Origin of the sequence: Eubacterium barkeri (genome assembly GCF_900107125.1) — a bacterium.
Classification (GTDB): Bacteria; Bacillota; Clostridia; order Eubacteriales; family Eubacteriaceae; genus Eubacterium_O; species Eubacterium_O barkeri.
Genome location: NZ_FNOU01000035.1, coordinates 1 through 14,642, shown reverse-complemented (window position 1 = coordinate 14,642; position 14,642 = coordinate 1). Strand labels below are relative to the sequence as shown.

The following is a 14,642-nucleotide window of genomic DNA, read 5'->3' as shown; positions in this document are numbered from 1 at the left end:
TGTAATTTCAATCCACACCCCTCAGCGAGGGGTAACCGTGAAAAAGCACCAAAAAAAGAGTATATCTGCATAATCTTGTCAATAAAAGATACTTTTTCACCTAATCCATTTATAAATGCCCAAAGGCACTCCCTTAATTAACATAAAACATCATCAAAAATATAAAAAGTCGGTGCGAATCCCCCGGGGATTTTATGAGCACATCCCACCCGCACTTATAAAAGAAGAACCTCCTCCACGTGAATGGCATTATTTTTGCCCATTTCTTCCACCTTTTTCTGATAATTATTCCCCAGGTGATAAAAGCGAACACTGTCCAGCTCATCGTCGATAATTTCTTCCAGAATCGCTTTAAGGGAGCAGAACTGAGCGCCGTCCAGCACACACTCAAATACTGAGTTCTGGACTCGGATTCCATAATTCACGCAGGCCTTTGCAACCTTTCGCAAGCGCTTCTGTCCTTCAGCGGTCTGTGTGTTGACATCGTAGGTAATCAAAACCATCATCCTGCCACCTACTTCCAGAAAAAGGCTGGATAATCATCCAAATCGCCCCGGAGGTATCGGGCAAGGAGCAGGGCCTGAACATAGGGCACCATCCCCCACTGAATTTTTTCCTGCAAATAGGGGTGAGTGATCACCTCCTGCTTCCGCTTCTGCCACTCGGCAATCACCCGGCTTCGAGTCTCATCATTCATCACCACCGCACCGCTTTCCTTCCGTTTAAAGCCAGACGCTTCGACCATCCGTTTATTAATAAGGGAGAGGACGAAGCGATCCGCCATCACAGGCCGGAGCTCCTCAATGAGATCAAGGGCCAGAGATACCCGCCCAGGGCGGTCCTGGTGAAGAAAGCCAACGTAGGGATCTAAACCAACGGCCTCCAGGGCACCTGCCGTCATTTGTGTCAACAGAGTGTACACAAAGGAAAGGAGCGCATTCACATTGTCAAGGGGTGGACGTCGGTTCCGACCATTAAATACAAAGGCTTCCTTTTGCTGAAGAATGAGTTCATCGAACACAGAGAAATAGCGGTTGGCGAGTTGTCCTTCATAGCCTCGAAGGGTCTCCAAGGTATCGCTTTCTAAAAGCAGAGGCAAGGATTGCTTCATGGTGGCCGATGCCGCCTTTAAAGCTCCGCTATCCACCCGCAATCCATGATCTCGCACGGCCCGTTCCAGTATCCAACGTCCGTTATAGACCTTTCCGATGATAAATCCCCGGGCAACCCTCAGACTTTCCCCCTCATCCTCGGAAACTGCATATTGCCGTTTTCTCAGGAGAACATTCCCATAGGTACCCCCCACCACCCGGGCTAAAAATCGCCCATTTGGGGTTAAAAAGCAAAGATCGACATGGCGCTCGGCACAGGCCCCCATTAAGGCAGGACTAACCCCACGATATCCAAGGCTGACGATTCCCTCCAGGTTATGGAGGGGGACATGCTGATCTGGGATATCCTCCTCCCGGATGACGATGGTCTCACCATCCAGAGCCAAGTATTTTCCAGGCGATGCAATGTACAAGGTATTGAGCAGCTTTTTCATCCTGGCCTCCTAATCTTCATCCAAATGGCGCTTCATGTACACACTGGCCGGTGTCACTTTTTCCAGCCGGGGCAGGCAGATTTCCTTCAGAGAGCAGGCATTGCAGGCTTTGGTGCGCTTGGCCTTTGGCGTATACTGCCGCTTAAACATCTGGTGCATATCCAAAAACATCCCCTTGGCTTCCTCCCGCAACGCTTCGGTGATGGGGATACTCTCCCGATGACGAATTTCCCCATAGTAAATAGCCCCAGAGGTGATGGTACAACACAGCATTTCCTCTAAGCACAAAGCCTGGGCGGTTACCTGAAGGGCGTCACAGTGATCCTCCTTGGGCTTTCCCCGTTTATATTCCACGGGATAGACCCGGAATAATCCGCGGTGACGGTGCAGAGGGATACCTTCTTCATCACGATGGAATTCCACAATATCACAGATCCCATTCACCCCCATTTCCCGGGAATGGACGGCCATGCTCCGGGTGATGATCACCCCTGGACGTTTTTCCGGTGCCTGGATACTGTGGGCTTTTTTATGGAGTAAATCCCCTTCCACCGTCCGCTGATTCTCCGCCCATTGTTCTTCCACGTGAATGAGGGCCCACTGCCGTCGGCAAAAGGCATAGTGCTGAATGCCCGATAGCATCAGGAAATCGGACTCTGCATAGGACATGATCCATCACCTCCTTTCTTTTACTTTTACTGGTGTATTGTCAGGTTTTTACGCCCAGGGGATTCATAAACTTTCATTGTAATTCCCAGATACCTCGCGGACTATCCTTCGCATCCTTCAGTTCCTTTGTTTTTCTCAGTTTAGTTGCTGCCCAGCGTATATCATATTGCCAGGTATAGAACAGATCACCAGAAGCACGCAGCTCTTTTTCATGATGTTTCCACATATATTTACAGACATCTACGATACTCCCACATCCTCCTAATTTTTTCAAGTCATTATATAATATCTCGGATAAATCGGCTCGTTCCATTTCTATATTCCTTTTCCACTTAAATCATTCGCATAACGTCAATGCTTTCAGGAATCCCGGCCTCGTTAATGTCAACCGTGTAATCTTCATATTTTCGGGGCACTTCATTTTCTACGATATTTCGTTTTATCGTTATCGTATCAAATAGCTTATGGGATGGATACTCTCCAAACTCAGTACTATGCTTAAAGACGATGAGCTCCCGTACTGCCATTTTTCCCCTGGCGGCTGAATGATCATTCTCAAACATATTGATAATTGCCTGCCACAACAAATTTAAATCTTCTTCAGAGAACCCTGTTGCTTTGCGCGCTAAATTTGCAGAAACAAATCCCTCGACACGATAAAGTCCGTAGGGAACAATTGTTTTTCTTCCCATTTCAGTTCCCTTCTTTTCGGCGTCCTCTTCGGTCGTGATGGCGACACGCGTAATGGTAACCTCCTGTTGCCCAATGGGATCAATACTTCGGGCAAATCCAAGTTGGACCGGACCCCGTACTTGCCCGCAATTCAAGGCACTTTTGACAAAGGTTGTCATTACCGCGCCAAAGGTTCTAATATCATAAAAATTCCTGCACATGAAATCCCGAATCTTCACATCGATATCTGGATCTTTTCGCTTTGCTTCCTTCACATTAGCCTCATCAATGCCTAAATACGCAAATGCGCTGCGATCACTCCGATTCAAAGGGACATTTTCTTTAATATAAATATTAAAGCCATCCTGCCCTTCCTTGACCATTTCAACATAATTCCGTATTTTTCTCTTCAGACAAACATCCGTCACAATACCTAAACCCGTTTCCGGATCAATACGTGGCATATTGCCCGCATCAGGATCACCATTGGGGTTCCCATTTTCCACATCAAATAATACAACGAAATCATAACGGTTTTTAATTGCTTCAGCCATTGCTCTTCTCCTCTTTTTTTTGTTTTTCATAACGTTTTTGGGTTTGATGATAATAACCCAATTGAAATGCACCCTGTTCTTCTAAATTTAAACGCGTTGGATAAGCCACCCCATCATAGCTTAATTTGTTAATTAAGGCCTGAATAGCTTTGTTAAAGTTGATTTCTGCCCCCCGGCTTTTTCCGCCAATTTTTTTCAAATGGTTAGTCGACAGTTTCACTAAGGTCGGAAACACCACCGCTGGGGTTGCACATGCTGAATTAAAATAACGATCTCGTATTGTCGCATTAATTCCAGGATTAGCCTTTTCTTGAATATCCTCTAACACAGAGAAAAGACGTCCCAAAACATAGGCTTTATTATTGGTCTCTTCATTCAAGCTCACAGTCAAACACTCCTTTATTTCATTTTCAATCGTTTCATACCGTTTGAGGAAGAAGGCTTTAATAATAGCGGCTCTTCCCCAGGATATTTTTTGATCTCCTTGCTCTGCCTTCACCCTTATTTCAACCGCATTGTACAGCGCCATGGGATACTGGGTATTCATCAATATTGCTCTTGCCAACGTTCCGGCCAGTTGGGGTGAGGGCATCTTATCCCGACTGTTCCTATTGACTGTCTCATTCAATAGGCGCCAGGTCGACATTCTGGAATTCTGCACAAAGGAAGGTGTCACAATGGATAAGCGATCATGGTGCTCTGCAATATTTTTGAGAAAGAAACCAAAAGTATTTTGCATGAAAAACCGGACCGAAAGCCGGGCTGCATTGGGGGATACGCCCAGAATGAAGAAACGGGAATTAAAATTAATCCCCTCCAAATCCGGCAGCTTGCCTTTCAGCAACATCTTCATCATATCATCCAGTTGTTTCCCATCATCCTCCTGCATCTCCATACAATCTGAAAAGATATCCGCATATTGCTCCTCAGCCGTTTCTGACCAATAGACAACGGTGGTATCCCCTATAATCATATGGGTTTTGGGGTTGCTGATTAAATAATTCAAACCCGTTGTGTAAGCAAAGGCGGCGTACTCTCCCACTGGAGCATTGTAGCTTTGGGTTTTGCCATAGGATTCAAAGGCCTCTGCATTAAAGCCCACCAGGGTTGCTCCCATACTCTGGGCGCCTCTCACCCCTTTAATATTCGGATGGATACGTGCAATAGGTTCATTCTCCCCAGTTACCAAACATCGTTGTACAATCTGCTCTTCATCCACTTCCTCTCCTCGCGATGTCCGCCAGGCTGCATCAATATCTGAATCATCCTGGGCATATATTCCCCCATCAATGCGAAAAACCAAATTAGCCGCAGGTAATTCACCCAGGATTGGAATCAGGTGTGGATTACTGGAAGCTGTCTGAGGATTCCATTTCTCAAAGAAATTCCGAACCGCTACCGCCGGAATCGATTGAATCCCGGATAATTTCTCTAAATGGCACATCTTACAGCGTTCAAAATAAGAAAGGGCTTTTTGGTTCAATTTGATTTGTTCCTGTTCTCTGCCCATATCGTCTTTTTTCTTAGACTTTTTTGGTATCCCCAAAATAAAAGTTCCATTATCAGAAAGATAATAGGACGGTGGGGTCTGTCCTGAACGCTTAACCTGTTCTGGAACCCGCATTTTCTTGGGTACTTCTACAACCTTCTTTCCCCGCTGCACCTCTACCTTTTCGGGTAAAATACCGAGTAGCTCCCCTGCTTCATTAATATTAAGGCTGTAGGAAATTCCCGTATCACTATAGCCTGGTAGGGGCATTGACATTTTTTCTCCCAGCTTTTCATAGTACTCGACAAGTGCCTGAAGAATCATGGTTGCACCTCTAAATTTGTTAAATCTAAAACCCCATTTTGTAACACGCCATGAAAAAACAAAGGTTTAATATCCTCCGGATCCGAATAATCCATATCGTAGAGCATATACCCCAAGTCCAAGGTTTCACTGGCATAAGCCGTCACAATTTTATGCTCCTTGGGCCAAGGCTGAAAATAGGCAGTAAATTCCCGACACCCTAAATAGGGCTGGGAATAACAACTCCCCTTTTCCAATCGTCTCCGGATGATATCCGAAAACTTACCATGATTATCCGTCCCATTGGCTTGATCCGTCATCTCAAAATGGGCTTCAATCACATAATGAACGTCTCGAAGCACAAGGGCTGCCCGCTGGGCAATTTCGGCTGAGGTAATAATCTGTAAATCCTTATCCCCACCACGCATCGCCGTTAGCACATTACTGGCGGACATCTTTTTATTAACCTCATTACGCCGAATATTCATATACTTGATCGGATTTAACACGTAAATCCGATCAATCCTCCAGGACATCCCTGGATGCCAATAAATTGAATCCATGATTCCCCTGGCTGCTGATGGCGTCATCACCTCATAGGTACAGCGTTCCACCTTTAATTCTGGTCTGCTAAAGAGGGCATAATCTCCCCATACTTCTACTTTCACACCAAACAAAGAACCACTCCTTTCTATTTAAATTTATGATTATATTATATTTCCTATCTTAAGTTAACCTTTATTTTTAGACTTCTTTTATCACTCCCTATTTTCTGTTAAACTATCTACGTCAAGGGAATTTCACTTGTAAGCAGTTCTCTTGTGGATTGAAACTATTTAAATTTCTGATTTGAAAAGTTGTGGCGACCCCTTGTGTCCGCCACCCTTTTCAATTTAGGCAAAATACAGCACCTCCCCCAAATCATTCTTTGGTATCTTAATTCCAGCTTCTTTGGTATAATCCTCCAAATTAATTAAAACCGAGACCGCTCCATCCAAATTCTCAATCCGACGATAGTCATCTAATAAGTCATATTGATATTTTGGTAAACTGACCATATAGGCATTCATTTTCCGAAGAAGGCCTCTACTTGGACCTGCTCCTCTAAATTGGGCAAGAAGTGCCTTTGCCTTTTTATTGACCGGAATAAAAACAGAATAACTCTCTTCATCAATCAATTTAAAATCCTTACTGACAGTTTCAAAGACTAAGGCTTCCATTTTCTCTATAATCGATTTAGCATCCAGACCAGAATCCTTTAAATCATACAACGTTTTAAAATAATTGGCGATACATTCCAGGGAATCCACCTTTTCGTACTTTGGTAATACGGCAGATGTCGCAGCAAGATAATCTTTCAACTTTTCAGGTTTACCTTCTAAATCAAAAATCCAAACAATACTTTCCTCCAAAGGCCGTTTTCCTTCACGATTGCATCGTCCACCTGCCTGAATGATGGAATCCAAGCCTGTCATGGCACGGTATACTGTGGGAAAATCCAAATCGACTCCAGCTTCTACCAAACTGGTGGATACGACGCGACAGGGCAATCCCGCCTTCAGGCGTTTTCGTATTTTTTTCAATACTTGTTTTCGATGTTTGGGCATCATCCATGTGGATAAATGAAAATTTCCTCTCCCCTTCAACGCTGTGAAGACGTCGTAGGCCTGCTGTCTCGTATTGACGATGCAGAGTACCTGTTTCTCGTTATTAATCTTTTCGACCAGCACCTCCTGGGTGACCATTCCCAATTGCTCATAACGTACCCGACGAAAGATTTCATATAGTGCTTCAGTATTTCTACAAATTTCCTGCAAAGGGATGTCTTCCGGAAAATAGGGTTTTAAAAAAGGTTGGGTTGCTGTACACAGCACCGCCGTACATCTGTAATTGCGAACCAGCTCTCCAATGGATTGCAAGCACGGCAATAGAAAACGATAGGGCAGCATCTGGGCTTCATCAAAAATAATGATGCTATTGGCAATATTATGAAGCTTTCGACAGGATGAAGAGCGGTGCCCGTGGAGCGACTCAAAGAACTGAACATTAGTCGTTACGATAATTGGAGCCTCCCAATTTTCTGTTGCCAACTTTTTTCGGGCAATATCCCCTCCGGCAATTTCTGCTTCGTCATCATAGGCTACATTGCTGTGATGAGCCAAGATATTTTTCGACCCTAAAATTTCTTCAAAGGACTCGACGGTTTGATCAATGATGCTGGTATAGGGAATAACATAGATAATGCGGTCCATCCCATTGGCTTTTAACTGTTCCATAGCAAAGGCCAGGGATGCAATGGTTTTTCCCCCACCAGTAGGCACTGTCAATGTATAAGCACCACGGCCCTGGCTTTTTCCCATGTCAAGGCACTGCTGTAAAATATCGTTTCGTTTTTCATTAATGATACCGGTGGGCTTGCTTTTTAAAAACTGCTGGGTTTTATCTTCCAAACGCCTGTAAAGCGACTCCCATGCATCAAAACCCTGGCGGATAACTTCGCCACCGGACATAAAATCCTCGGTATCTAAAAAATCTGCATCTACCAAACTGGAATACAGCATCCGGGTGAAAAATGCACCGGAATAAGCCGGATGTCCTGGTGTCTTTCGAAGGGACGGTTTCTTCTGTGGTTGCTCAATCTTTACTTCTGACAGATACCCGCTATAATCCGGAATGGTCCGCTTCAGCCGGCCGCACAAGGTTTTTTCATTGGGTCCATTCGCCTTAATACCACGATCCATCAAACCGCTATGATGCCCGGCAATGGCCATTTGAATGGGAAAGCTATGGATTTCTTTGGCCCCAGCCGTCGCATGGTCAACCTTGGGCCCATTCTCCTGAATCCTCTTTTGAAAATCTTCGCTATATTTTCCAAGATCATGGTAATCGCCACAGCACTTACCAAATGCCCCAGCTCCAAATTTTTCCGCAAAGGCTTCTGCATACTTAGCGGTTCCCTCCAAATGTTCTTTGACGGTTTGGATTTCATATATTCCTGGTTTTCGTTCACGTTTATGGGCAATGTACTTAAAATTATCATTCATTATAAATTTCACCTTGCCTACTCTTATCTCTAAAAATATTGAGCCATTTCATTTTTCTGATGAAAATAACCAAATTGAAAAGTACCTTGCTCTTCTATTCTTAATGTTTTCGGATAAGTTAATTCAGTTCCTCCTGTTAATTTTGCGTATAAGTTAATTAATATTTCTTTATATATCTCTTTTTTTTCTGGTTTTTTGTATCCTATTTCTCTCATCCATAATGAAGATTGATTTATAATAAATGGGAAAACACTCAAAGGTTTCATACAGGCAGTACTAAAACACTGATCTGCAATGTTTGAGACTATTTTAGGCTTGGCGGTTTTTTGTATATCTTCTATAACAGAAAATATCCTTCCAAGTACATAAGCTTCATTGTTTGTTTCTTGGTTTAATCCCATCTAAATATTTCCTTTTATTTTTAATAGACTCTATGGTATTCTTTATTTTTTATTATACCCCCCCATCCCCTTGATGTAAACGTCATAACACAATCGTAACATTTCCATGCCTAAACGAGCCATTCTCTTATATTAACCAAACCTTAACCCCAGCCACCCCCACCTTGACAGCGCTCCACTAAAGCGATAAAATACTCCAAACAGTTCACTAGTAAACTATTTAAGGATAAACGATGACCAATGATTTTGAAGTATTAATGAGTGGCCAGCCCTTCAAACGGCTGGCAGAGCAGCTTTACGGCCCCCTGATGGAACGCTCCGGCCTGCGAAAGGTCGAGCTGGACATCCTCTACTGCATCGCCCACGCCGGGCTGGCAGATACAGCCCGGGACATTATGGAACGGCGTCAATTTTCCAAGGCCCACATTTCCAAGTCCGTGGATCATCTGAAAAAACTCGGCTATATTGAAATTCAAACCGATCCTGAAGACAGACGTTATCTTCACCTGCACACCACCCCCATGGCACAGCCAATCCTCAAAGACTTAGAAGCTCTCCGAGCCACCCTGAGAGCCACGCTTTTTAAGGGAATTACCCCTGAAGAGCGGGAGGCGGTCAGCCAGGTTCTCACTAAAATCGTCCACAACCTACGCGATGCCTCAGCATCCGGGGAAGCCGCCCCACATTAAGGCATTCACCAAGGCTTCCCTTTTCATTCGACACATTTGGAGGTACCATCATGTCAACAAAGAAAGATTTAAAGGAATTTACCCAGGAATACGCCACAATCTGTCAAACCAAGGATAATATTCCCCCGGCACTTTTTGATGAATATGGTGTCAAACGGGGCCTTCGGGACAAAAACGGCAACGGAGTCCTTTCAGGGCTGACCAATGTTTCCCGGATCGATGCCTTTACCCTGAAAGACGGGCAAAAGATTCCCTGTGACGGCAAACTCTGGTACCGGGGGTACAATGTCATCGACCTGGTCAAGGGCTTTGAGGGCAAGCGTTACGGTTTTGAGGAGGTGGCATACCTGCTCCTCTTTGGCGAGCTGCCCAGCCGGGAAAAGTTAAAGCGCTTTAACCAGATTTTGGTGGAAAGCCGCCGCCTCCCCACCAATTTTACCCGGGATGTTATTATGAAAGCCCCCAGTAAGGATCTAATGAATTCCCTCACCCGGAGCGTGTTGACCCTGGCCTCCTACGATGATGATATCGGGGATCCCTCCCTATCCAACGTGTTGTCCCAATGCTTAAAGCTTATCAGCGTCTTCCCTATGCTGTCGGTGTATGGCTACCACGCCTACAACCATTATATCTGCGATGACAGTCTCTATATCCATCGCCCGGATCCGAATCTCTCCACAGCGGAAAATATCCTCTTGATGCTACGCCCGGATAAGCAGTACACGGATTTGGAAGCCAGGGTGCTGGACATCGCCCTGGTGCTGCACATGGAACACGGCGGCGGGAATAACTCCACCTTTACCACCCGGGTGGTGACCTCCTCCGGCTCCGACACCTACTCCGTCGTTGCCGCGGCCTTATCCTCCCTCAAGGGGCCCAAGCACGGCGGGGCCAATATCAAGGTGGTGGAAATGATGCAGGACCTCCGTCAGACGATATCGGACCCCACGGATGAAGAGGCCGTACGCCACTATCTGGAGGGCTGTCTGAATAAAGAAGCCTTCGACCGCAAGGGCCTCATTTACGGCATGGGCCACGCCGTGTACTCCCTATCCGATCCCCGGGCCCAGGTGTTTAAGAGCTTCGTCGAGAAGCTGGCCCGTTCCAAGGGCCGGGATGAGGATTTTGCGCTGTACTCCATGGTGGAACGCCTGGCCCCCGAGGTTATCTCCGGCGGCCGCAAGATTTACAAAGGGGTTTCCGCCAATGTGGACTTCTATTCCGGCTTTGTGTACAGTATGCTGGACATTCCCCTGGAGCTCTACACTCCCATCTTCGCCATCGCCCGTATCGTGGGATGGAGTGCCCATCGCATTGAGGAACTGGTCAATGTGGATAAGATTATGCGCCCGGCCTACAGGAGTGTCATGGCTCCCCGGGATTATGCCCATATGGCCGATCGAAAGTAAGTATATTGATCACAACCTCGGTTAACAGCCGGGGTTTTTTTATGTCAACATGACACTTTTGTCACCTTATGGTAAGCTAATGCCATGGCAGGAGGGTCCCGACCGGCTTATAATGGGACTATCTTAATATTGGAGGAATCAAAATGTCATTACTTACTGTCAATCATGTTAAAAAAATATACACCACCCGTTTTGGCGGAACCTCGGTCCAGGCCCTCCGGGATGTCACCTTTGCGGTAGAGCCTGGGGAATACCTGGCCATCATGGGGGAATCGGGCTCTGGCAAGACTACCCTTCTTAATATTTTAGCTGCCCTGGACAAGCCCACCTCCGGTGAGGTCCTCCTGGGGACGAAGGACCTCACCACCATTTCCGATGGGGCCATCTCTGCCTTCCGGCGGGATAACCTGGGCTTCGTCTTCCAGGATTTCAACCTCCTGGATACCTTTAGCTTAAAGGATAATATTCTCCTCCCCCTGGTCCTGGCCGGACGGGATGTGGACGAAATGGAAAGCCGCCTGGCCCCCATCGCCGGACAGCTGCGCATTGACAATCTCCTTGGAAAATTCCCCTACGAGGTTTCCGGGGGACAGCAGCAACGGGCCGCTGTGGCCCGGGCTCTGATTACCCATCCCCAGATTATCCTGGCGGATGAGCCCACTGGTGCCCTGGATTCAAGGTCCGCAGACGAGCTTCTGGCTCTTTTCGATGAGATCAACGCCTGTGGCCAAACGGTGCTGATGGTCACCCACTCCCTAAAGGCCGCCAGCCACGCCAGCCGGGTTCTCTTTATCCGGGATGGGGAGGTCTTCCACCAGCTGTACCGGGGAAACCGAAGTCTGGCGGATATGTTCTCCACCATCTCCGATACCCTCACGATGATTTCCAGGGGAGGCCACACCCATGAAGAAGCATAATAAGGGGTTTCCTTTCTTTCTCAAACTGGCCGCCACCAACATTAAAAAACACCGCCAGGAATACCTGCCCTACCTGCTGACCTGTGTCATGACCATCATGATGTTCTATACCATCGTCTCCCTCTCCCAAAACGATACCCTGAAGAATATGAGCGGAGGCACTTCTATGATGATGATCTTAAGCTTTGGAAATTGGGTCATCGCCATCTTTGCGGTGGTCTTCCTCTTCTATACCAATAGCTTCCTCATTAAACGACGGAAGAAAGAATTCGGACTCTTCAATATCCTGGGGATGGAAAAGAAGCATATTGCTGGGGTAATGGCCCTGGAAACCCTCATCACCGGGGGCTTTTCCATTGTGGTGGGTCTGCTGCTTGGCCTGCTCTTTAACAAGCTTATCTTCCTGCTGCTTTTAAAGATCATCCACTACGATATCCAGCTGGGCTTTCAAATTTCACCGGTAGCCCTGGCCCTGACGACCCTGCTCTTTTTCGGAATCTTTACCCTGGGCCTGCTCTATAACCTTTTCCAGATCCGTCTGGCCAACCCCGTGGAGCTGCTCCGGGGAGGAAAAACCGGAGAACGGGAACCCAAAACCAAGGTGGTCCTGGCCATTATCGGCTTTCTGTGCCTGGGGACCGGTTATGCTATCTCCCTCACCGTGGACAAACCCCTGGATGCCCTCTACCTCTTTCTGGTCGCCGTCATCCTGGTCATCATCGGCACCTACTGTCTCTTTACCGCCGGCAGTATCTTTATCTTAAAGCAGCTGCGTAAGAACAAGCACTATTACTACCAGACCAGTCATTTCATCTCAGTTTCCGGGATGATTTACCGAATGAAGCAAAACGCCATCGGCCTGGCAAACATCTGTATCCTCTCCACCATGGTCCTGGTGGTGCTGTCCACCACCGTCTCCCTCTATCTGGGGGTGGACAACATCATGACTTACCTCTTTCCCCAGGATTTGTACATCCGCCATTACGGGGATACCTTCTACGAAGACCCCGAAACAGTATCCGACAATATTGCAGCCATTGTTGCCGATCAGGGCCTTCAGATTAAGGATTATCACGACTACAATGAGTTTACCATGGGTACCGTACGCCGGGGAGATACCTTCGACTATCACCCGGGGAATACCTGGTACGCCACCACCGCCGATGTATGCATGACCCAAGTAATGACGGCGGCGGATTATACCGCCCTTACCGGCGAGGCCATCTCAATCACCGGCAATGAGGTCCTGGCCTATGGCAATCTCTTTGACCTGGGGGATACCCTAACCCTCTTTGGCACCGAGTATTCGGTGGTGAAGCAGCTTCGTGACTTTCCCCTGAAGGAGGCAGAGTACGATACCACCTTCGGTCTGGAATGCCTGTGCTTGGTGGTCTCGGATCGGACTCATATGGCGGATATTTATGAGAAACAGCAAACCGCCTACGGTGTCGATGCCAGTCCCCTCAATTACGATATTACCTTCGATTTAACGGGAACAGATGCCCAGAAGATTGCCTGTAACGCCGCACTGAACGCCCCGGGTGCTCTGGTGGCCGATACCGCTGTCCACGGTGGTGCCCCTATCATATCCAGTGACCAGCTGAGTATCAACCGCGAGTCTGGCAGCTTTGATGTGCGCTGTCGACAGGACCAGTATCGCACCTTCTACTACGCCTATGGTGGAATGTTCTTCCTGGGACTGCTTCTGGGGACGGTATTCATTATGGCCACGGTGCTCATTATCTACTACAAGCAGATTTCTGAGGGCCACGACGATCAAGGGCGGTTTACCATCATGCAGAATGTGGGAATGAGCCACGCCGAGGTGCGCCGGGCCATTCGCAGCCAGGTGCTGACGGTGTTCTTTCTCCCCCTGGCCATGGCCTGTGTCCATATCACCTTTGCCTTCCCAGTGATTACCAAACTGCTTAAGCTTTTTAGCCTGACCGATACGGTCTTGTTTGTCCAGTGTACCCTGGGAGTTATTGCGGTCTTTGCCCTGCTTTATGCCGGGGTATATGCTCTGACGGCTCGGGCCTATTACCGGATTGTCAGTCCCAGAAGCCGATAAATATTTGTCATTTCTTTACATTTCTTTACATTTATGGTAAATTTTCAGTAATGAAAATATTTAGGAGGTTTTTCAAATGGCACAAGTAAGAAATAAAAAGAGTGCGGCGGCTGGCGCAATGGCAAAGAATTCCACCGGAACAGCTTCAACCGCAGCACCCCAAAAAAAGGACATGGCACCAGCTGCTAAAGCACCTGCTGCCCCTAAATCCGCTACCGCAACGACCAAAGCCACCACAACCCCGACCTCTAAGAAAACCAGCACCAAGAAGAAAACCGTCACCGAAGTTGTGGTCCAATTTGATGGTAAGGAATTCAAATCCGCGGATTTAATCACCCGGGTAAAGGAAATCTGGACCAAGGAAATGGGGCGCAAGGTAAATGAAGCTGCGGATATGACCGTATATATCAACACCGATGAAGGCATGGCCTACTATGTGATTAATGGTGGGGATGTTACTGGAAGCTTTGCACTTTAAAACAAAACACACTGTCCAAAAACGACAAAAAGGGGGTCGCAGGTTGCGACCCCCTCAGAGCGTAGACAAACCAGCTAACCGAAGCAACACCACCGGTTCGCTGGTTTTGTTTTTTCCTTAAAATTGAAAAAAGCAGTAAAAAATGAGATAGGCGCAAAAGAATCCGGCTCAGCAAGTCCCCTTTTATACTTCAGGATGGCCAGCTTTTTTAAATTTAGACAGGCCAATGTCAGCCCGACCTGTATGGCAACCCGGGCTTTTCCGATGCTTTGGGTATAACGCATCCCATGATGTTCTTTGGCGGTGCCAAAGATCCGTTCGATGGTTTCTTTGCGTTTTTGGTATTGTTCTTTCCGGCCAAGGGTATGCCGGATATCCTCACAAATATCCAGGTAGTCGG

15 protein-coding genes are annotated in these 14,642 nt (G+C 47.0%); 5 read left to right on the top strand and 10 right to left on the bottom strand.

The window, feature by feature from the left end; translation table 11 throughout:
• Window positions 1-215 precede the first annotated feature (215 nt).
• The 9 genes from cas2 to BLU30_RS13655 form a co-directional block, all read right to left on the bottom strand.
• On the bottom strand, window positions 216-506 hold the full coding sequence (cas2, locus tag BLU30_RS13695) for a CRISPR-associated endonuclease Cas2 (RefSeq protein ID WP_090247225.1): 291 nt from the start codon (window positions 504-506) through the stop codon (window positions 216-218).
• A gap of 8 nt (window positions 507-514) precedes the next feature.
• Window positions 515-1,546 (bottom strand): type I-C CRISPR-associated endonuclease Cas1c, encoded by a 1,032-nt coding sequence (cas1c, locus tag BLU30_RS13690; RefSeq protein WP_090247223.1) that lies wholly within the window; start codon window positions 1,544-1,546, stop codon window positions 515-517.
• A gap of 9 nt (window positions 1,547-1,555) precedes the next feature.
• Complete coding sequence (cas4, locus tag BLU30_RS13685) at window positions 1,556-2,215, bottom strand: CRISPR-associated protein Cas4 (protein WP_090247222.1); 660 nt, start codon at window positions 2,213-2,215, stop codon at window positions 1,556-1,558.
• A 73-nt stretch (window positions 2,216-2,288) separates the two neighbouring features.
• Window positions 2,289-2,528: a hypothetical protein gene (locus tag BLU30_RS13680; RefSeq protein WP_090247220.1), complete on the bottom strand. Its 240-nt coding sequence runs from the start codon at window positions 2,526-2,528 to the stop codon at window positions 2,289-2,291.
• Window positions 2,529-2,547: 19 nt separating this feature from the next.
• Complete coding sequence (gene cas7c / locus BLU30_RS13675; RefSeq protein ID WP_090247219.1) at window positions 2,548-3,441, bottom strand: type I-C CRISPR-associated protein Cas7/Csd2; 894 nt, start codon at window positions 3,439-3,441, stop codon at window positions 2,548-2,550.
• Window positions 3,434-5,254, bottom strand: a complete 1,821-nt coding sequence (gene cas8c / locus BLU30_RS13670) for a type I-C CRISPR-associated protein Cas8c/Csd1 (RefSeq protein ID WP_090247217.1) — start codon at window positions 5,252-5,254, stop codon at window positions 3,434-3,436. The genes cas7c and cas8c overlap by 8 nt, the downstream gene beginning before the upstream one ends.
• Window positions 5,251-5,910, bottom strand: a complete 660-nt coding sequence (gene cas5c / locus BLU30_RS13665) for a type I-C CRISPR-associated protein Cas5c (protein WP_090247215.1) — start codon at window positions 5,908-5,910, stop codon at window positions 5,251-5,253. Before cas5c ends, cas8c begins: the two co-directional genes overlap by 4 nt.
• A 216-nt stretch (window positions 5,911-6,126) precedes the next feature.
• Window positions 6,127-8,277, bottom strand: a complete 2,151-nt coding sequence (locus BLU30_RS13660) for a CRISPR-associated helicase/endonuclease Cas3 (protein ID WP_090247214.1) — start codon at window positions 8,275-8,277, stop codon at window positions 6,127-6,129.
• A 29-nt stretch (window positions 8,278-8,306) separates the two neighbouring features.
• Window positions 8,307-8,678: a type I-C CRISPR-associated protein Cas8c/Csd1 gene (locus tag BLU30_RS13655; RefSeq protein WP_090247212.1), complete on the bottom strand. Its 372-nt coding sequence runs from the start codon at window positions 8,676-8,678 to the stop codon at window positions 8,307-8,309.
• A gap of 233 nt (window positions 8,679-8,911) precedes the next feature.
• Between BLU30_RS13655 and BLU30_RS13650 the strand changes: the two genes are divergently transcribed.
• The 5 genes from BLU30_RS13650 (at window position 8,912) to BLU30_RS13630 (ending at window position 14,242) form a co-directional block, all read left to right on the top strand.
• Entirely contained in the window at window positions 8,912-9,367 is a 456-nt protein-coding gene (locus tag BLU30_RS13650) for a MarR family winged helix-turn-helix transcriptional regulator (RefSeq protein ID WP_090247211.1), read from the top strand.
• Between the two features lie 50 nt (window positions 9,368-9,417).
• A complete protein-coding gene (locus tag BLU30_RS13645; RefSeq protein WP_090247209.1) occupies window positions 9,418-10,776 on the top strand; it encodes a citrate/2-methylcitrate synthase in 1,359 nt (452 codons plus the stop codon).
• 143 nt (window positions 10,777-10,919) lie between these two features.
• On the top strand, window positions 10,920-11,693 hold the full coding sequence (locus BLU30_RS13640) for an ABC transporter ATP-binding protein (RefSeq protein WP_090247208.1): 774 nt from the start codon (window positions 10,920-10,922) through the stop codon (window positions 11,691-11,693).
• Window positions 11,680-13,764, top strand: a complete 2,085-nt coding sequence (locus tag BLU30_RS13635; protein ID WP_090247206.1) for an FtsX-like permease family protein — start codon at window positions 11,680-11,682, stop codon at window positions 13,762-13,764. Before BLU30_RS13640 ends, BLU30_RS13635 begins: the two co-directional genes overlap by 14 nt.
• A 76-nt stretch (window positions 13,765-13,840) precedes the next feature.
• Entirely contained in the window at window positions 13,841-14,242 is a 402-nt protein-coding gene (locus BLU30_RS13630; protein WP_242873597.1) for a DUF6465 family protein, read from the top strand.
• A 74-nt stretch (window positions 14,243-14,316) separates the two neighbouring features.
• Here BLU30_RS13630 and BLU30_RS14595 read toward each other — a convergent pair.
• Window positions 14,317-14,642, bottom strand: a 326-nt coding sequence (locus BLU30_RS14595) for a transposase (protein WP_242873510.1), incomplete at its 5' end; no start/stop codon positions are given.